This window comes from Alkalibacterium sp. (assembly GCF_046484155.1).
In the GTDB taxonomy this organism is placed as follows: domain Bacteria; phylum Bacillota; class Bacilli; order Lactobacillales; family Carnobacteriaceae_A; genus Alkalibacterium.
Genome location: NZ_JAWOBT010000084.1, coordinates 1 through 19,669 on the forward strand (window position 1 = coordinate 1; position 19,669 = coordinate 19,669).

Consider the following 19,669-nt stretch of genomic DNA (forward strand, 5'->3'; position numbering starts at 1 on the left):
GGGTTTTTTTTGGTGACTACTCACTGCATGTCGCGGTGGGGTGGTGACTTATGATGGCGATCAGTGACGGCTCATAATGGATTAGCTCCTGAGTGGCCATTAAAGCCGCTCATTAGTAACCGGTGAACAACTCGTTTGCTTTGAGCAGGGACTACAGTGCCCTTGTAGTCCCTGCTCAAAAACAAATGGCATTTGAGTGATAGGTGAAAGCTGGTTTATGTGACAGCCCAACACAAATGATCATCTGGCAAGGTCCTATAAACTGATATAGTGCCAACCCGTCAAGTGGTATAATTTTCAGTAGTTACTAGATAATTCACTTGTGCCAACTGAGTAATCCCCGGCGAACCAGTAGGCTTTAATAGTGGAGTATAACGAACTTAAAGAGGAGGGCCCTTGTGTAAAGGGTCCTCCTCTTTAAGTCATCTTATTTATCAAATTCTTCCAATATATTCAACAGAATATTTTTGGCGCGCTGCAGATTCTTATGTTTGGAATGCTTGAGTATATCGGCTACCTGCTGGACGTGATCACCTTTGGCTCCGGCACTAATGGCTAAGGAGCGGGCATGCAGTCCCATATGTCCTCTTTGAATGCCTTCAGTGACTAAAGCTCGGACAGCGGCAAAGTTTTGAGCGAGGCCGACTGAGACGATGATCCGCTCGAGTTTGTGCGCTTTCGGATGATTCAAAATAGAATGCGTTAATTGAGCCCCCGGATGAATGGAAATAGCGCCACCGACCGTTCCTACTGGAAGTGGGAGGGTGAGTTTGCCGACGAGATCACCCGTATCGTTTTTCTGCCAAACAGTCAGTGAACGGTACTGCCCCGAGCGGCTGGCGTACGCATGGACACCGGCTTCGATGGCTCGCCAGTCATTACCGGAAGCTAAAACAACGGCATCCACGCCATTCATGATGCCTTTATTATGAGTCACTGCCCGGTAAGGATCGATCGTCGCTACCTGAGTGGCCTCGATGATGCGGTCTCTGACCTCTTCGCCGGAAAATTCTGCCGTTTTCAGTCTATCCGTTGGAATAACGCATGTCGCTGTAGCCAAACACTCTGTGGCGTAGTTGGTTAAAATACGCAGCAAGGCAGTCCCGCCCGTCAAGTCTTCAATATACGGTGAAATACCTTCCATCATGGTGTTCACGATGTTTGCACCCATCGCTTCCTGTGTGTCCACATGGATATGCACAGATAGAAATGTTGGGATACCAGTGTCTGTATCATCTTCTAGTAAGCGAACGTCCAAGTCTTTAGCCCCGCCTCCACGTTTGACAATGGAAGGATAAGCTTCATTCGCTCGGCTGAGAATGTCCTGTTTTGCGGTCTCTATTTTTTTAGAAGCCTCTTCAAAATCAGATATATTTTTTAAAGTGACTTGACCGATCATCCGTCTCTGGGTGACTTCAGTCTTAAATCCGCCAGCTGAACCGATTAGTTTAGCCGCAAAACTTGATGCGGCGATAACAGACGGTTCTTCTATGGCCATGGGCACGACCAGTTCTTCATCATCGATCACGTAATTCATCGCAACACCCAGAGGCATTGAATAATTACCAATGTAGTTTTCAATCAAATGATTGCCTGTCTCGGGATCGAGCTCCAAGGTACGATTCAAGAGGGTTTCTTTTTCTTTTTTGGAAATCACACCGGCTAAATATAAAGCTTCGATTTTGTCAGTGTGATTTTTTTTATAAAATTTAGTTAAATGTGTGGTATCCATCGTATCGGTCCTTCCTCATTCTCTCCCTTCCATTATGAACGAATTAGGGAAAAAAGAAAAGAGAGAGTCTATCTGTTTTAAAAAAGGTTTACAAAAGGTTTTTATTCTTGTATAATCATAAAGGTACAGCCCATTAAGGTTCCTTAGCTCAGTTGGGAGAGCACTACCTCGACAAGGTAGGGGTCGCTGGTTCGAGCCCAGTAGGGACCATACTATAATAAGCTTGTCACTGTTGATCAAATTCAATAGTGGCAAGCTTCTTTTTTTACTCTTTTTTTGGCCCGATTTTGAGAAGATGTCAGCAAGAAACCGTCAAAAAGACTGATGATTAAAAAATGGTTAGAATTAAAAAGGGTAGTTAAATCGGTAATAGACGAATGTTTAAAAACTAAATAAGAGTCAAAGCCTGTTATGTAAGCGTTATATCAAAGTAAAAACGAACATAAGACGTTAAAATTGGTGAATTATTCAAAAAAACCTTGATTATTGGAAAAATTCAGATTATAATTCAATTACATTAGATTAAAGAACTCTAATGTTCTTCACATAATATGAATTGGAGGAACAATCATGAAAAAATTGAGCAAGAAACATATGTGGTTGAGTGGAATAGCTTCTTTGCTGTTATTAAACGCTTGTGGATCAGAAACAGCTGAAGAAGTAGATGAATCAGTTGAAGCCGATACATCGACAGATGAACAGGTATTGAATGTCCAGCTGGATGTTGAAGTGGCTTCCATGGATCCACAGATTGCCACAGATGGCACCTCGTTTGAGGTCATCGCCAATACAATAGAAGGCTTGTATCAAACGGACTCCGATGGACAAGCAGTAGCTGCACTGGTAGATACTGCTGAAAAAAGTGAAGATGGATTAAGCTACACGTTCAAACTGAGAGAAGACGCTCAATGGTCCAATGGGGAACCAGTGACTGCTCACGATTTTGTTTATGCATGGCGCAGACTGGCTGATCCAGATACGGGTAGTGAATATAGCTACATTATGGGAATAGCTGGACTTGTGAATGCGAACGAAGTATTAGCTGGTGAAAAAGCACCGGAAGAACTAGGAGTAGAAGCATTGGATGAGTATACATTAGAAGTTCAACTTGCTAATCCGGTTCCTTATTTTGAAAGCCTCATGTCATTTATTCCATTTTTCCCGCTCAATGAAGAGTTCATGAATGAAGTGGGCGATTCATACGGCATATCTCCTGAAACGCTGTTATCAAATGGTGCGTATACGATCACAAGTTACGAACCCGCAGCAACTACAATCAAATTAGATAAAAATGAAGATTACTATGATGCGGATAACGTTGCACTGGAAGGTGTAGAGTATAAGGTAATCAAGGATTCACAACAAGCCATGCTTTCTTATCAGAACGGAGACTTGGATCTGGTAACTCTTGCTGGCGAACAAGTGGATCTATTCAAAGCTGACCCTGAGTTCGTAAACGTTCAAGCCGGTTATCTCTGGTACATTTCACCCAATACACTGGTTGAAGGACTGGAAAATGCCAACTTGAGAAAAGCATTGGCAACAGCCTTTGATAAACAGCAAATTACGGAGACGGTCTTAAAAGACGGGTCTGTACCGGCTAATTATATCATTCCTGATGGGTTAGCTACAGGACCTGACGGCAAAGACTTCCGAGAAACAACAGACACTTATTTAGAGTACGATCCTGAAGGCGCCAAGGAATCATTGGAAGCTGCTAAATCAGAATTAGGACAGGAATCATTCACATTCGGTTTACTTGTTGAGGACACTGAGAGTGCGATAAATGTGGCTCAAGTCCTGAAATCTCAAATCGAAAGTAACCTCGAGGGCGTGACGATCGAAATTGAACAAATGCCTAAGAAAACCCGCTTGGAACGCATGAAGCAAGCAGATTACGATTTAGGCCTGACTCGCTGGGGACCCGACTATGCGGATCCGATGACTTATGCGGATTTATGGGTAACTGATGGAAACAATAACGATGGATCTTGGTCAAGCGAAGGCTATGATGAGATTGTCTATTCTGCAATTGATGGCGAGCTATCATTAGACGATGAAGCGCGTTGGGAAGCATTGCAAGAAGCAGAATCTATTTTAATGGATGATGCAGGTGTCCTTCCGGTTTACCAGAAAGGTAATGCGGTAATGATCCAGGACAATGTATCAGGGATTGATTTCCATGCAGTAGGACTGCCACGTGTGTATAAATTTGCTGTAAAAGAATAATCACAGTTAAGGAGAGGGCATATGTGGAAAAGTAAAGCTAACGAGTTCTCTCTAGCTTTTACTTCTTCTCAGATATGCCTTTTTACTTTGATGATATGAAAGGAAAGTTAACATGAAGAAATATATTTTAAAACGTGTGGGTATGTCTGTGGTTACTTTACTAATTATTGTGCTTGTGCTGTTCACCTTGATGCAGTTATTACCTGGCTCTCCTTTTAATGATGAGCGACTGAGCATTGAACAGCAGCAAGTGCTGATGACTAAATATGGATTGAACGATTCTGTCCCCGTCCAGTTTTTCCGATATGTAAAGAACATGTTGACAGGAGACTTCGGAAAATCGTATACGATCTCTAAAGATACAGACGTCTCACTACTGTTACAGAGCCGTTTACCTACCTCTTTACTTTTGGGGGGACTGTCCATTCTCTTGGGATCTGTTGCGGGCCTCTTTTTAGGTGTTGCGGCTGCATTAAAACACAATAGTCTACTCGATTCTGCGGCGACCTTCTTTTCAGTCATCGGTGTATCCATTCCATCTTACGTGTTCGCACTCGGTTTATCCTACTTTTTCGGTTTTCAATTAAGCTGGTTGCCAATGTTATATAGTGCAGATGACGGTTTAACAGCATTCGCTTTACCGGCCATTGCATTGAGCATGACTGTCATGGCAACGGTGGCCCGATTCACACGTACTGAAATGATTGAGGTGCTCAATTCGGATTACATGCAGTTAGTAGAAAGCAAAGGCGTATCAGGGGGGCATCTGATTTTCAAGCATGCCTTACGAAATGCGTCTATCTCGATTATCACTATCTTAGGTCCACTCGTTGTAAGCCTGATGACAGGCAGTCTGGTTGTCGAAAAGATCTTTTCGATTCCAGGCATCGGCCAGCTCATGGTCCAGGCTATCCAGTCTAACGATTACAATGTTATTTTAGCCTTAGCGTTTGTATATAGTGCCTTGTATATTTTTGTCATGCTGGGTGTAGATATTTTATATGGCGTCTTAGATCCGCGTATTCGATTAGCAAAGGAGGATTCAAATGGATAAACCACTATACCGTTCAATCCACTCTTTGGACGACTTTGCATTTATTGGCCAGGAAAACGTGAATGTTATTGATGAAGTCTATGAAGAAGATTCCTTTTGGAAAGAGTTAGTTAAACGAATAGTTAAAAATAAAGGTTCTGTTTTCGGCTTTATTATGATCACCGTGATTGTCTTCATGGCTCTTATGGGGCCTGTGATCTCGGGTTACGACTATGATGAGCAGATAGTGGGTCATGAAAGTATGGCACCGCGAATTCCTGTACTCGAAAATTTTGGCATTTTTGACGGATCAGAAACCCTGAAAACATCTACAGGTGATTTGCTTGTAAATAAGTATGAGACGATAGAAGGTGGCGAAGATGCGTACCACTGGTTTGGTACCGATGTACTTGGCAGAGACCTTTTCACAAGGACTTGGGAAGGGACGCGTATTTCACTTTACATTGCCTTAGTGGCCGTAATCGTAGATGTACTGATCGGTATGACATACGGCATGGTTTCGGGCTATTACGGTGGGAAAGTCGACAACGTGATGCAGCGAAGCGTCGAAGTGTTGAACGGCATTCCAAACCTGGTGGTCGTAACGTTACTGATCATCGTGTTGAAACCCGGGTTGATGAGCATTACTTTAGCCATCGCTATTACTGGTTGGATCGGGATGAGTCGTGTATCTCGGGCCTCCATGCTGAAACTTAAAGAAAGTGAATATGTCCTCGCGGCAAAAACCATGGGGGCAAAAGATATGACGCTTATGTATAAGGAGATTTTACCTAATATCTTCTCACAATTGCTGATCATGTCCATGTTTTCGATCCCGAATGCTATCTTTACTGAAGCATTTCTGGCGTTCGTGGGAATTGGTATTCCTGTTCCGATGGCCTCTCTAGGGTCGTTGATTTCCGAGAATTTCAAATCCTTAACGACACATTTTTACATGATTATTCCACCGGTAGTTGTTTTAGCGTTGCTGATGCTTAGCTTCAACTTATTAGCAGATGGGCTCAGAGATGCCCTCGATCCTACAATGAAAGAGGTGTAACGACGGATGAGAGAAAAAATATTAGAAGTACGAGATTTAGTTATTACGTTTAATACATCTGCCGGACAAATCCGGGCTGTACGCGGTGTCGATCTTGATTTACACAAAGGCGAGACAGTCGCCATCGTAGGTGAATCAGGCAGCGGTAAATCGGTGACAACTAAAGCTATTATGGGTATTCTCAGCAATAACGGGACAATTGAGAGTGGTACGATCCGCTATACTTTCGAGAATCAAGGGGAGGTAGTCACTGAGAATCTCCTTGATTTTTCAAAAAAACAGATGCGTAAAACGATCAATGGCAAACATATTGCCATGATATTTCAAGACCCCATGACATCACTGGATCCTACCATGAGTATCGGGAATCAGATCATAGAGGGGATGCGCACGCATTATAAAACGAAGAAAAAAGAAGCCCAGAAAAAAGCGGTTGAACTTTTAGAACTTGTGGGCATTACTGATCCAAAAAGTCGTATGAAAAATTACCCGCACCAGTTGTCCGGGGGAATGCGTCAGAGAATTGTCATTGCGATTGCTTTAGCCTGCGACCCGGACGTGCTGATCTGTGATGAACCGACAACGGCCTTGGATGTGACGATTCAAGCGAAAATTTTAGAACTCATCCAGGACATTCAGAAGAAAACAGGGATCTCCGTCATCTATATTACCCATGATTTAGGCGTCGTGGCAAAAGTGGCAGAGTATGTCAATGTCATGTACGCGGGAAAAATAGTTGAAAAAGGAACAGTGGAAGATATTTTTTACGAGCCGAAACATCCTTATACATGGGGACTGTTACTCGCGATGCCGGACTTGGATGCGAACCCGGATAAGTTAGTTTCCATACCCGGGAATCCACCGAATATGGCTCACGAAATCAAGGGCGATCCCTTTTATCCGAGAAACAGATATGCGCTTCATATTGATAAAAAGGAAGAGCCGACCCTGATAGCTGTTTCAGAGACCCATGCGGCCGCAACGTGGCTACTGAGTGAGCACGGGCCCGAATACGCGTTACCTGTCGAATTGGAAAAACGCATCGACCGTATGAAAGAGGAGGCTAGAAATTATGTCACAGGCTGATCAGCCACTTTTAGAAGTGAAGGATTTAAAACAGTATTTTAGAATCAATCGGAAGTTTACTGTAAAAGCAGTTGACGGGGTGTCGTTCAAAATTTATCCCGGAGAAACATACGGATTAGTTGGAGAATCCGGAAGTGGTAAATCGACAATTGGCCGCTCAGTGATCCGTCTCCATGATATTACAGATGGACAGATTATGTTTAAAGATAAAAATATATCCGGGAAAATGGATAAAGAAACGGAAAAGCTGCTTCGGACGAACATGCAGATGATCTTTCAGGATCCCATGGCCAGTTTGAATCCGCGTAAAAATGTCATGGACAGCGTGGCCCAGGGACTGGATATTCATGGTCTTTACAACAATCAAAAGGAGCGCAAAGAAAGGGTACTGGAAATTCTTGAACGTGTAGGATTGTCCAAAGAATTTGCCGGACGCTTTCCCAGTCAGTTTTCTGGCGGACAGCGTCAGCGCATTGGCATCGCACGCGCGCTGATCATGAATCCCGACTTGATCATTGCAGACGAAGCCATCAGTGCACTGGATGTGTCTATCCAAGCGCAGATAGTGAATTTGATGAAAGAAATCCAGGAAGAAACGAATGTAGCCTACCTCTTTGTGGCGCATGATCTGTCTATGATTCGTTATATATCTGATCGTATCGGGGTCGTGCATCTGGGACACATGATCGAGACGGGAACGACGGAAGAAATTTTTTCAAGACCGGTCCACCCTTATACTCAGTCGCTGATGTCCGCTATACCGCAACCCAACCCAATTATTGAACAGAAACGCACCGCATTAAGTTATGATTATGTGACGAGTGGCTTGGATTATTCAGAAGGGTCACTTCAAAATGTCGGCGGGACCCATGAAGTCCTCGGTACCGATGAAGAAGTAAAAAAATGGTTGAGTGGAAATACGATGAAAGAAGTCATCGGGATTCACTGATACTTCAGAAAAAAACAGACAGCAGCATGCCAGTCATGCTGCTGTCTGTTTTTGGTCTGTTAAACTATTTTAGATGTGACTAAGCTCATCTTTTGCGGGGTATGTCCCACTCCTTTGAGTTAGTTCACGGGTAAAAGACAGCTCACTTCTATGCTATCCCTTGACTTATCACCTTTCAGCACAAAAATGATAGCGGATACAATATTGTTGAGATAATATTCCAATAATGCTACGATTAAATCACTAAAGAACTAAAAAAGAAGGTGTGGATCAAGCTTTTGACGGCAGTTAACTATTAAGAGGAGGAAAAGATTGTATGGAATACACTAATTTGGGACGAACAGGATTGAAAGTCAGTAAACTATGTTTAGGAACAATGAATTTCGGTCCTTATACTAGTGAAAAAGATGCCTTTGCCATCATGGACAGAGCTTTGGAGGCGGGTATCAACTTCTTTGATACAGCCAATGTTTACGGGGGTAAGGGTCAAAGGGGACAAACAGAAGAAATCATTGGTCGCTGGTTTGCCCAGGGAGGCGGCCGGCGAGAAAAAGTCGTTTTGGCGACTAAAGTTTATGGTGGTATGGAAGATGAAACCGATGGACCAAATCAGGAACGCGGACTTTCTGCCTTTAAAATCCGCCGACATTTGGAAGGCTCCCTAAAACGTCTGCAGACGGATCATGTTGAGCTGTATCAAATGCATCATATTGAACGCCATGCACCTTGGGAAGAAATATGGGGCGTGTTCGAATCGTTAGTGAATCAAGGTAAGACTTATTATATTGGATCGAGCAACTTTGCCGGTTTCCATCTTGTCATGGCTCAAGCAGCAGCAGAGAAACGGAACTTTCTTGGACTGGTATCTGAACAGCACAAATACAACTTATTGTGCAGACTTCCAGAATTAGAAGTTCTCCCAGCTGCCAAAGAGTTGGGCATCGGGGTCATTCCCTGGAGTCCATTGGGCGGCGGTCTGCTCAGCGGTAAGATCCTTGATCCAGAACCAGGTTCAAGAAGTGAAAAGCGAGCAGCAGAGCTTTCTGACAAGGAACGTCACCAGTTAGAGGACTATTCCAAGCTATGTAAAGAACTTGGCGAATCTGAAGCAAACGTTGCCTTGGCCTGGCTGTTAGCCAACCCGGCTGTGACAGCGCCAATCATCGGTCCGAGAACAATGGACCAGTTGGAGCAGGCACTCAAGGCTCTTGAAATCGACTTCACAGAGGATGTTATGCAGGAACTGGACAGGATTTTCCCTGGCCCGGGCGGTCATGCTCCAGAAGCCTATGCATGGTAAGGTGTGCTGAATAAATATTTTTCATTACTGAAAGTAATACGGACGGGTCAGACAGAGATCGCAGGTTTGATCACGGTTGATCCCTTTATAAATAAGCTTATCACTATTGATTTATCTCAATAGTGATAAGCTTTATTTTTTATTATTGACGTCCACTTAATTCTTCTTCACTTTTTTAATTTCGACTGTGTTAGTATGAATGTATTATTTATTTTGAAAGAAGGGGAATTACATGGCTACTTTATTCATACTGATGCTTGAACGGGTAGGGTTAATCATAGTTTTAGCTTATCTGCTCTTAAATATCCCTTATTTCAAAAGGGTGCTGATGAAGAGAGAACGATGGAGCAGCAAAGTACAGCTCATAGTGATATTCGGTCTGTTCGCTTTCATATCTAATTTTACGGGTGTTGAAATCGGAGGAAACCAGCAGATCATCAATCAATTATTTACAACCCTCGATGCCGACTCTTCTCTGGCGAATACGCGTGTTTTAACGATCGGTATTTCCGGGTTGATCGGTGGTTCTCCCGTGGGGATCGCAGTGGGTATGATATCAGGCATCATCCGTTATCTGCAAGGGGGAAATGCCCCCCACATCTACTTGATTTCTTCAACATTGATCGGCATATTTTCAGGACTGGTTGGAGATCGGTTTATTGGAAAAAGACTGTTTCCAAGACCTGTGGACGGTATAATCATCGGTACGCTGACAGAGCTGGTTCAAATGACAATTATTCTGATTTTAAGTGCCAATATCCAGGAATCCTACCAGCTGGTCCAGCTCATTGCCCTGCCGATGATCATGACAAACAGTATTGGCATGGCGCTCTTTTTATCGATCATTCGCTCTTTCGATAAGCTGGAACAAGAAACGCGTGCGGTACAGACGCATGCCGTGCTGGAACTGGCTGAAGCAACCTTGCCTTATTTCCGTTCAGGTTTGAATGAAGCTTCTTCTTCTAAAGCAGCACGTATTATTCACGAAACGATGAAAGTATCGGCAGTCAGCATTACGGACAAAGACACCATCATGGCTCATGTCGGAGCTGCGAGCGATCATCACAAACCGCCCCATTCGATTGTGACCGATCTATCAAAAGAAGTCATTGCGACTGGAATGTTGAAAGAAGCAAGGTCCCATGAAGAGATTGGCTGTCATGTTGAAGGGTGCCCCCTGGAAGCGGCGCTCGTTATCCCCCTGACAGTCCAAAATGAAGTGCGGGGGACACTGAAATTTTATTTCACTGACAAAGATCAATTGACCTATGTAGAGAGGCAGCTGGCAGAAGGATTGGGGAAAATCTTTTCGAGTCAGCTGGAATTTGGAGAATTAGAGATGCAAAAACGACTGATGCAGGATGCAGAAATCAAATCGCTGCAAGCTCAGGTAAATCCGCATTTCTTCTTCAATGCCTTAAATACGATTTCGGCACTGATCCGTATCGACAGTGAAAAAGCCCGTGAGCTCCTTTATCAATTGAGCGCTTTTTTTCGGTCGAATTTACAAGGCGTTCGTCAGAATTTGATAACGATAGGAAAAGAGCTTCAGCAAGTGGATGCTTACCTGAGTTTGGAACAAGCACGCTTTCCTGATCGCTATCGTGTGAAAAAAAATATAGATGAAGGATTGCTCGATTATTCTATTCCTCCTTTTATGATTCAGATCCTCGTTGAGAATGCTATCAAACATGCGTTTGTTGGGAAGAAGGAAGATAATGAAGTGGTTATCAGCATAACCGAAGAAGTTGATTATTTACGTGTCGAAGTCAAAGACAATGGCATTGGGGTCGATCCAGCTATTCTGAAAGATTTAGGAAAAAAAGAAATTCAATCGTCAGAAGGCACGGGATCGGCTATTGAAAACCTGAATAGACGATTGACAAGCTTGTTTGGAAAGGTTGCCGAGCTTGATTTTCAAACGGGTGATGAAGGGACAAGCGTCGTCAGTCATATACCAAAAAGGAGAGACTAAGCGATGAATGTATTGATAGTCGAAGATGAATACCTTGCACGAGCAGAATTGAGTCATCTGATAAAGAAGCATGAAAAAGTGAAGGCTGTTTTTGAAGCTGAATCAATTGAAGAAGCATTCAAAGCGCTACTCTCGAATCAGGTGGGGATTGTTTTTATAGACATTCATTTGACCGACGAAAGCGGAATGACGCTGGCCGAACAGATCAAGAAAATGGAAAATCCGCCCATAGTTATTTTTGCGACTGCTTATGATCATTATGCTGTTGAAGCATTTGAAAAGAACGCCAGGGATTACATTTTAAAGCCTTTTGAAGAAAAACGTGTCCTCCAAGCGCTAAATCGTGCGTTTGATTCTATCGAGGAGATGTCAGAGTCTCCTGCGAAAGAAAAAGTGTTGGAACATGCTTCGATAGAAAAAATACCGGTACAGACGGAGGACCGCATTTACATGTTCTCGAGACAAGATCTGCTATTGATAGAAGCAATACAAGGTAAAACGGCTGTTTATACTAAGGATAATAAACTGGAAACACGTGAGACGCTCCAGTCGTGGCAGGAAAAGCTGGAACCTTATTCCTTTATGCGGATCCACCGATCATACGTCGTCAACTTAAAGGCTATAACGGAGGTAGAACCATGGTTCAATCACACCTATCAGCTCACGCTTAATAACGCTTTAACCGTTCCAGTAAGTCGGTCATATATCAATAACTTTCGTGAACGATTTGGTTTATAGGGTTTTTCATCCGTTCGTTTATGCAAGTCATCACTATAAAAGTGCATTTCATCCTGAAATGCACTTTTTTTCTATATTTTTCTTTACACTGTAAGTAAATACAACGCTTACAAAAAATGGAGGAAAATTAGAATGATGACATTAATTGGTGGTATCTTACTGTTGATTCTCGGCTATTTCACTTATGGTCGATATATAGAAAAGAATTTTTCAATCGAACCTGACCGGCCGACGCCGGCAGAAACACTTCGAGATGGGTATGACTTCGTGCCGATGCCCAAGTGGAAGAATGCGATCATTCAACTATTGAATATCGCAGGCACAGGACCGATATTCGGACCCATCATGGGAGCCTTGTATGGTCCGATCGCTTATCTATGGATCATCATCGGTGCCATCTTTGCCGGGGCCGTTCATGACTATATGATCGGAATGATTTCTCTGAGAAATGGTGGGGCTCATTTACCTGAACTGGCGAGCAAATATCTAGGGAAACCCTTGAAACATGTGGTAAATATCTTCGCAATGTTATTATTGTTGCTGGTCGGAACAGTGTTTGTAACCTCACCGGCTAATCTGATTTTATACTTTACACCGAGTTGGATGACGGTAGGGATGATTACGGTATTGATATTCATTTACTTCATCATTTCAACTGTGTTACCTATAGATAAAGCTTTAGGTAAAATCTACCCTATCTTCGGTGCCATTTTGATCATCAGCACGGTGGCTATCGGTATAAGTTTGATGACGGGCGGACATACGTTACCAAACTTAAATGCTAGTTCATTTACCAACATACATCCGGACGGGACACCTATTTTCCCAATTATTTTCTTCACCATCTCATGTGGTGCGATTTCAGGGTTCCATGCAACACAGGCACCCATGGTTTCACGCACGAGTACGAACGAAAGAGAAGGACGTTTCACTTTCTACGGTATGATGATTGCTGAAGGAGTCATTGCGATGATCTGGGCAGCGGCATCCATGGCACTGTTTGACGGTCAGACATTGAGCCAGATGATTGCGGCAGGAACACCATCAGCTGTTGTGAATCAGGTTAGTGTCTTACTGTTAGGTAATGTGATGGGAACGATTGCTATCATCGGTGTTATCGTTTTACCTTTATCTTCAGGCTTGTCAGCGTTTAGAAGTTTACGTACGATCCTGGCAGAGTATCTAAATATTAAACAAGATACGGTGAAAAAAATTCTAATGGTCACCTTACCACTTTATGCGATTTCCTTCGTATTGACGCAAGTAGATTTCAATCTGCTCTGGCGTTACTTTAACTGGGCAAACCAGGTTACAGCGGTTATTTCGCTACTCGTATCAACGCGTTACCTGTATCTTAAAGAGAAAAATTATTTTGTCACATTCGTTCCAGCGATTTTCATGCTGTACGCTGTCGTTGTGTATATTGTCAGTCAGCCAATCGGTCTAGGTCTTGGGGTAGGATTAGTGACACATATAATTTCCTCTATTGTATCAGTCGGGCTACTTGTATTGTTCTGGAATTCCGGAAAAAAACAAAAAGAGGATCTCTTGCCCGATTCCCGTTTACTGAACGATCACTTAATTTATCCTGCGCCGATTCCTGCGGGGGCAAATTAATTAAATATATATAAACAGCCTTACCATCATAGTCGATCAGACTTGATGGTAAGGCTGTTTTTTTGTATAAAAATCATGGTTTTCTGTTTGTTTCTAATAGTGATTGTCCGTAAATACGCTGGTATGTATCAAAAGAGAGCAGAATAGCGGAATGCGTGCCCTTCGTGGGCTGGAGAGAGGTGCGAAGGGCACGGAATAGCGGAATGCGTGCCATTCGCGAGCTGGAAAGAGGGGCGAAGGGAACGGAATAGCGGAATGCGTGCCCTTTGCGAGCTGGAAAGAGGTGCGAAGGGCACGGAATAGCGGGATGCGTGCCCTTCGCGAGCTGGAAAGAGGGGTGAAGGGAACGGAACAGCGGGATGCATGCCCTTCACGAGCTGGAAAGAGGTGCGAAGGGCATGGAATAGCGGAATGCGTGCCCTTCACGAGCTGCAAAGAGGGGTGAAGGGCACGGAACAGCGGAATGCGTGCCCTTCGCGAGCTGGAAAGAGCGGTGAAGGGAACGCTGTGATAAAAAATATGACTTAAACGTTAAATTCTTTACTAAAAGTAGAGGTTTGATTTGAAAAAATGAAAAAACACCAAGTCGACTGACTTGGTGTTTTCATTACGAAAGCAGCAGAGCATCTTCCGAGACGGCACTGCCGCTGTTTTGTTTAAACAAGTCAAGCAGATCGGGGACGGTGAGGTGCTCTTTTTCTTCACCGGAGACATCCACGACGATGTGTCCGTTATTCATCATGATAAGGCGATTACCGTAAGTGATGGCCTGTTCCATGTTGTGCGTGATCATCAACGCGGTAAGTTTCTTTTCATTGATGATCTGATCTGTTAAATCCAAGACCATCTGACTGGTTTTTGGATCCAGAGCGGCCGTATGCTCATCCAAGAGCAGCAGCTTTGGTGTAACTAGCGAGGCCATCAGTAGGGTGAGGGCTTGACGCTGGCCGCCAGACAGCAGTCCCACGTCCATTTTCAAACGATCTTCAAGTCCGAGTCCCAGTTTCTTCAGTTCTTCTTTATATAAACCCCGTTGTTTATTGCGAATGCCTCTACCGAGTCCACGTTTTTTCCCTCGTTTCCAGGCAATGGCTAAGTTCTCTTCAATGCTCAAGCGAGAAGCGGTACCCATTCTAGCATCCTGAAACACACGACTGATGTGTGACGCGCGTTTATAAGCCGATTCTTTCGTGATGTCTTGTCCGTCGATCAAAATTTCTCCTTCATCAACTGGAAAGCTTCCGGCGATACTGTTTAAGAAGGTAGACTTACCTGCGCCATTTCCACCAATAACTGTGATGAAATCGCCTTCGTTCACTGTGAAATCGATGCCTTTCAGGACATGGTTTTCATTGACTGAACCCACTTCAAAACTCTTATGAATATTTTTCAGTTCTAACGCTGTAGCCATGATAAGACTCCTCCTTTTTCAGTGGTTGCTTTAGCTTTCTTGTTTCGTTTAGGCAAACGTTCCTGAATTGCTGGAAGACGTAAGGCCAAGGCTAATAGAATAGCCGAGAATAGTTTCAAGTCTTGCGGATCGACGTTCATTTCTAAAACGATCAATATGAGTAAGCGGTATATGACTGAACCCAAGACGACCGTCAATAGACGTTTGGCAATGGATAGGTTACGGAAGAACACTTCACCGATAATGATGGAAGCCAGGCCGATAACGATCGTGCCGATACCCATGCTGATATCAGCGTATCCGTTGTTTTGAGCGAGCAAGGCACCGGATGCGGCGATCATTCCGTTGCTCAACATATAGCCGATGACTTTCATGACGTTAGTCCGGATACCGTTGGCTTCGCTCATTTCATTATTGTCGCCGGTTGAACGGATGGCCAGTCCCACTTCAGTATGGAAAAACAGATGGAGTAGAAATATGACTATCCCAACGGCGATTGAACCGACCAGTAATACCGCATTGGTTTTGCTTAAGCCGAAAGTTTCAACTGTTCGAATAAGTGTCCCTTCTCCAAGCAGTGAAATGTTGGCTTGTCCCATGATGCGTAAATTAATGGAATAAAGGCCTGTCATGGTAATGATTCCTGAGAGCAAGGCCGGGATTTTCCATTTCGTATACAAGAATCCTGAGATGAATCCGGCTGCCATGCCGCCGAGAAGGGCGATCAGAACGGACAGCCAGGGAGCCATGCCGTTTACAATTAAACTGGTGCTGACTGCCGCGCCTAAGGGGAAACTGCCTTCTGTGGTTAAGTCAGCCACATTAAGAATGCGAAAAGTAATGTAGACGCCAATGGCCATGATCGACCAGAGTAAGCCTTGAGAAATGCTTGATAATAATAAAGCCATGAATGATTCCTCCTTTACTCTTCTGAGAGTGAGATGCTGTCTGGATCGATACCTAGAGCTTCAGCCATGTCTTCATTAACGAAGAGTTCCAACTCGTTAGACATTTCCACAGCTAAAGTTTCTGGTGAGGCATCGTTTTCTAGGATTTCCAAGGCCATTTGAGCCGTTTGACGACCCAGTGTTTCGTAGTTGATGCCGTAAGTGGCCAATCCGCCCGCTTCGACCTGATCCGTTGATCCTGCCACTATTGGTAGTTGGTATTCTATTGCGATTTCCCCGACGGTAGCAGCCGTACTTGCCAGGGTGTTGTCTGTCGGGATGTAAAGAGCGTCAACATCCGATGCCAGGCTGGTCAGAACTTGCTGCACATCATTGGTTGTTGTGACCGTCGAGACTTGAACGGCGACACCGGCAGCTTCCAATTGTTCAATGGCTAAATTGGCCTGGATTTCTGAATTCGGTTCACTCGAGTTATAGATGATTCCGACCGTTTGAGCATCCGGTACGATAGATAAGAGTAACTTGATCTGTTCTTCGATGGGCACCATGTCACTCGTACCGGTCAAATTGGTTCCTGGTGTTTCGCTGCTTTCGACTAATCCGGCATCGACGGGATCGGTGACGGCCGTGAATAGAATCGGCTTGTCCTGTTCGGCTGTGGCTAAGGCCTGAGCAGCTGGTGTGGCTATCGCAAGCATCAGGTCATTGTTTCCGGATAATTGTTCACTCATACTCTGCAAATTAGATTGATCGCCTTGTGCGTTCATGACGTCAAAGTTGATCGATTCTCCGTCAACGTAACCGGCATCTTCCATTTCACTGATGAAGCCGTCTTTGGCGGCGGTTAAGGAATTGTGTTCCATGAATTGCAAGATACCCACATTTACTGTTTCCTGTCCACTTGCCGCACTTTCTCCGGTATCTTCAGCACCACATGCTGCTAAAGTCAGTCCAACCATTCCTGTAGCTAATAGACCCATTGCTTTCTTTGTCATTAATTTTTTCATCTTTTTCTCCCCCTGTTTTCTTCTGTTTTTTCGAGCCAACTTTACGTCGACCCAGTTATTCATAAAATATAAAAAACACCTATCTAGATGAAATAATCTAAATAGGTGCCCTCAAAAGTTACGGGTATGTTGACCACTTAGATTATTTCATCTATGTGGCCAAATTTGATCAACTCAAATTTCTTTAGCCATCACAGATACAAAATCAGTTTTATACTGATGTTTGTATCCATGATGTCAGTCATGTCTACAAACCATATCTAAAGTAGCTAAAGTAATAGTTATTTAGTTGTGTGGTTTGAATTTTCGTTATTAACATGATTGTCACTCCTGTAAAAGTTGATGTTCCTAGAATACGAAATAAATGAGAATAAGTCAAGATAAAAATTAAAATATTTTAATCTTTATTTTTCATTCAAGTTTTTACTTCACCATTATCGGGTATTCTGTAAAAGATGACTAGGGTAAAATCAGTATTATAAGAATGTCACATTTGGATAAGTCAGGAGGGTATCATTTTAGTAAATAAAATTATTAATAACTAGAACATTATTCAGCAATGTAATAGCCAAAGACCCTTTAAGGTTAAGAACTGCCTTAAAGGGTCTTTAAATAGTTTATGTATTAATTAACAAAGTGAGTGTTCTTTGTTTTCCAGTCTTCGAGTTTGATGCTGACCCAAAAACCGTAGATACCGAGGGTAATAATCGTCAGTGCCCACCATTTTATCCAGTTCCCGAATAGACCGACAGCTGATCCGGAAAAGTTTAAGCGTTTTCCATCGATAACAGTATGATTGATTTTCCAGGCAAAAAGCCGGCACAATACCCACGGATATAATAGGCCTAAGGACAATACCGTGACGATGCCACCTAATAGTGACCAGAAAATGAGTTCGAATAACCCTCCGTCGAAGAATGACGTCCGTCCATTCTTTTGTTCGACACCAAATCGAGCAGTTGCATCCATATGTTTCCTCCTTTAAAAAAAATTCAATAAATATATCAATCCTGAATAGTTCATAGCTCTCAATTCTGTATTCATTTTCAACTAAACACCCAATATTAGTTCGCTGTTTAGTCGTTTTAGGGCATACTTCTCCTAGGACATTAGTAAAGCTGAAAAAGTTCAGTCATATTTCACTTAAATCTATTGTGCCATGTTTGGCATACAAAGAGAAAAGCATTTCAGGCGATAGGGTGTCAGAAAGATTCGTGACAATAGAGGCATGACGAAAGAGCCATCCACCTGCTTCACGTGTTGACCGTCTATAATACACCCGGCCATGCTTTTTTACTCACGCTTCAATAATTCTGACCCAAATTTCATTTCGTCTGAACATAGGTGGGGTAAGGGGTGCATTGTAAGAAGCCAACATATAATTTGATTGCTCTTGATAGCCTTTTTCCTGTATCCACTCTTCCAGTTTATTCTTCATTTTTAATTCTTTTGACTTATTGGAAAAACCTGAGTATTGTATTGCTCCAAATAAGCCTTCGTCGAACTTTTTCACCTTTAGATTCGGATTATTTGGCTCTGGTATTTGTTCACGATACTTTTCTGGAACAACAAATGCCATTTTCTTTTTTTCTTTAGTTACTTCTTGAATAACCGGTACTGTCATCGATATTTTTTCATTCGCTTTATTGTCACTAGATATATACTTGAATAAAGTGCCAAATGCACTGTTACTTTCTTGATTATTTAAATTTTCATACTCGACAATATAAAAATCGACATACTTTCTTATCTCACAATCCTCTTCTTTCATCAGTACATCATAATCGGGTGTCTCATATTTACTCATAGTATCACTCCATTCAGTATAAGTTTAATGATTTCACTACTATTGTATCATTTTTGATCTCAAATCCTTAACAATCATATTTAATAATGAGTAACTCATAGCTCTCAATACTTTGTTGTTTAAAATTACATCATGGTTAACGTAACGCAGCATGGCATCTTTATCAAATGAGGGGTCATCGAGCTGGCCCAGTGTAAGTTTTCCGATTATTCCAAGGGTCTCAAGAGCATGTGCTTCTTTTTCTTCGAAGTCACAGTCAATGTCTGAACCATGAGAGGTCTCCTTAGAGAGCTGGAAACTGTCTAGCTTAATTTGACAAACTAAATAGATGAAAAGATACTATTGTGACAGTTGAATGAGTTTGTATGAGTCGCAGTTTCTGGTTCGTTTTGATACCATAAAGGGGACTGGAAGGAGTGAGCGAGATGTGCGGAAGATACGGATTAACGGCGTCATTCATGGAACTGAAGGAACGCTATAAGCTGGAAGATGACGACTATTCATTTAAAGAAAGCGAAGAGATTTTTCCGACAACTGAAAATATCGTGCTGTTGCCCAATCAGCGCCTGCATCCTGTGAAGTGGGGATTCGAGCCGAGCTTTGCCAAACGCCCGCTGATTAATGCACGGTCGGAAAGTGTGCTGGAGAAAAAGACCTTTAAAGAACCTTTTGGTCTTCTCCTGGCCAGGGGTGGGGAAGTGGGTGTACGATGCGATCCTGGGCCGCGACTACCCGATCGTCCAGAGCGGCACACTGCTCATCACGATCGTGATCGTGGTCGTCAACCTGATCGTGGATCTCTCCTACGCCTTCCTTG

Annotated in this window: 16 protein-coding genes, 1 tRNA gene and 1 pseudogene; 12 read left to right on the plus strand and 6 right to left on the minus strand. The window is 43.1% G+C overall.

Going from position 1 to position 19,669, the window contains the following annotated elements; all coding sequences use genetic code 11:
• Positions 1–427: 427 nt before the first annotated feature.
• Entirely contained in the window at positions 428–1,732 is a 1,305-nt protein-coding gene (locus R6U02_RS06235; RefSeq protein WP_410262761.1) for a hydroxymethylglutaryl-CoA reductase, degradative, read from the minus strand.
• A gap of 137 nt (positions 1,733–1,869) precedes the next feature.
• Between R6U02_RS06235 and R6U02_RS06240 the strand changes: the two genes are divergently transcribed.
• From R6U02_RS06240 to R6U02_RS06285, 10 genes are all read left to right on the plus strand, one after another.
• Positions 1,870–1,942: transfer RNA gene (locus R6U02_RS06240), tRNA-Val, on the plus strand.
• 360 nt (positions 1,943–2,302) lie between these two features.
• Positions 2,303–3,961, plus strand: a complete 1,659-nt coding sequence (locus R6U02_RS06245) for a peptide ABC transporter substrate-binding protein (RefSeq protein WP_410262762.1) — start codon at positions 2,303–2,305, stop codon at positions 3,959–3,961.
• 112 nt (positions 3,962–4,073) lie between these two features.
• Positions 4,074–5,015 (plus strand): ABC transporter permease, encoded by a 942-nt coding sequence (locus R6U02_RS06250; RefSeq protein WP_410262763.1) that lies wholly within the window; start codon positions 4,074–4,076, stop codon positions 5,013–5,015.
• On the plus strand, positions 5,008–6,054 hold the full coding sequence (locus R6U02_RS06255) for an ABC transporter permease (protein WP_410262764.1): 1,047 nt from the start codon (positions 5,008–5,010) through the stop codon (positions 6,052–6,054). Before R6U02_RS06250 ends, R6U02_RS06255 begins: the two co-directional genes overlap by 8 nt.
• Positions 6,055–6,060: 6 nt before the next feature.
• Positions 6,061–7,140, plus strand: a complete 1,080-nt coding sequence (locus R6U02_RS06260; RefSeq protein WP_410262765.1) for an ABC transporter ATP-binding protein — start codon at positions 6,061–6,063, stop codon at positions 7,138–7,140.
• A complete protein-coding gene (locus R6U02_RS06265; RefSeq protein ID WP_410262766.1) occupies positions 7,127–8,089 on the plus strand; it encodes an ABC transporter ATP-binding protein in 963 nt (320 codons plus the stop codon). The genes R6U02_RS06260 and R6U02_RS06265 overlap by 14 nt, the downstream gene beginning before the upstream one ends.
• Positions 8,090–8,405: 316 nt before the next feature.
• Positions 8,406–9,389 carry an aldo/keto reductase gene (locus R6U02_RS06270; protein WP_410262767.1) on the plus strand — a complete coding sequence of 328 codons (984 nt, stop codon included), beginning with the start codon at positions 8,406–8,408 and terminating at the stop codon, positions 9,387–9,389.
• Positions 9,390–9,621: 232 nt separating this feature from the next.
• A complete protein-coding gene (locus R6U02_RS06275; RefSeq protein ID WP_410262768.1) occupies positions 9,622–11,364 on the plus strand; it encodes a LytS/YhcK type 5TM receptor domain-containing protein in 1,743 nt (580 codons plus the stop codon).
• Positions 11,365–11,367: 3 nt separating this feature from the next.
• Positions 11,368–12,102 (plus strand): LytR/AlgR family response regulator transcription factor, encoded by a 735-nt coding sequence (locus tag R6U02_RS06280; protein ID WP_410262769.1) that lies wholly within the window; start codon positions 11,368–11,370, stop codon positions 12,100–12,102.
• Positions 12,103–12,234: 132 nt separating this feature from the next.
• Positions 12,235–13,719, plus strand: a complete 1,485-nt coding sequence (locus R6U02_RS06285; RefSeq protein WP_410262770.1) for a carbon starvation protein A — start codon at positions 12,235–12,237, stop codon at positions 13,717–13,719.
• A gap of 607 nt (positions 13,720–14,326) precedes the next feature.
• Here the strand turns inward: R6U02_RS06285 and R6U02_RS06290 are convergent.
• From R6U02_RS06290 to R6U02_RS06310, 5 genes are all read right to left on the minus strand, one after another.
• Positions 14,327–15,130 carry an ABC transporter ATP-binding protein gene (locus R6U02_RS06290; protein WP_410262771.1) on the minus strand — a complete coding sequence of 268 codons (804 nt, stop codon included), beginning with the start codon at positions 15,128–15,130 and terminating at the stop codon, positions 14,327–14,329.
• Positions 15,115–16,038 (minus strand): ABC transporter permease, encoded by a 924-nt coding sequence (locus R6U02_RS06295; RefSeq protein WP_410262772.1) that lies wholly within the window; start codon positions 16,036–16,038, stop codon positions 15,115–15,117. Before R6U02_RS06295 ends, R6U02_RS06290 begins: the two co-directional genes overlap by 16 nt.
• A 14-nt stretch (positions 16,039–16,052) precedes the next feature.
• Positions 16,053–17,045 carry an ABC transporter substrate-binding protein gene (locus tag R6U02_RS06300; protein WP_410262773.1) on the minus strand — a complete coding sequence of 331 codons (993 nt, stop codon included), beginning with the start codon at positions 17,043–17,045 and terminating at the stop codon, positions 16,053–16,055.
• Between the two features lie 624 nt (positions 17,046–17,669).
• Positions 17,670–18,014 (minus strand): hypothetical protein, encoded by a 345-nt coding sequence (locus tag R6U02_RS06305; protein ID WP_410262774.1) that lies wholly within the window; start codon positions 18,012–18,014, stop codon positions 17,670–17,672.
• Between the two features lie 328 nt (positions 18,015–18,342).
• Positions 18,343–18,852 (minus strand): SOUL family heme-binding protein, encoded by a 510-nt coding sequence (locus R6U02_RS06310; RefSeq protein WP_410262775.1) that lies wholly within the window; start codon positions 18,850–18,852, stop codon positions 18,343–18,345.
• A gap of 458 nt (positions 18,853–19,310) precedes the next feature.
• Between R6U02_RS06310 and R6U02_RS06315 the strand changes: the two are divergent.
• A pseudogene (locus R6U02_RS06315) lies at positions 19,311–19,463 on the plus strand (hypothetical protein); the annotation flags it as partial.
• 10 nt (positions 19,464–19,473) lie between these two features.
• Positions 19,474–19,669: ABC transporter permease subunit (locus R6U02_RS06320; RefSeq protein ID WP_410262776.1), on the plus strand; the 196-nt coding region annotated here is incomplete at its 3' end.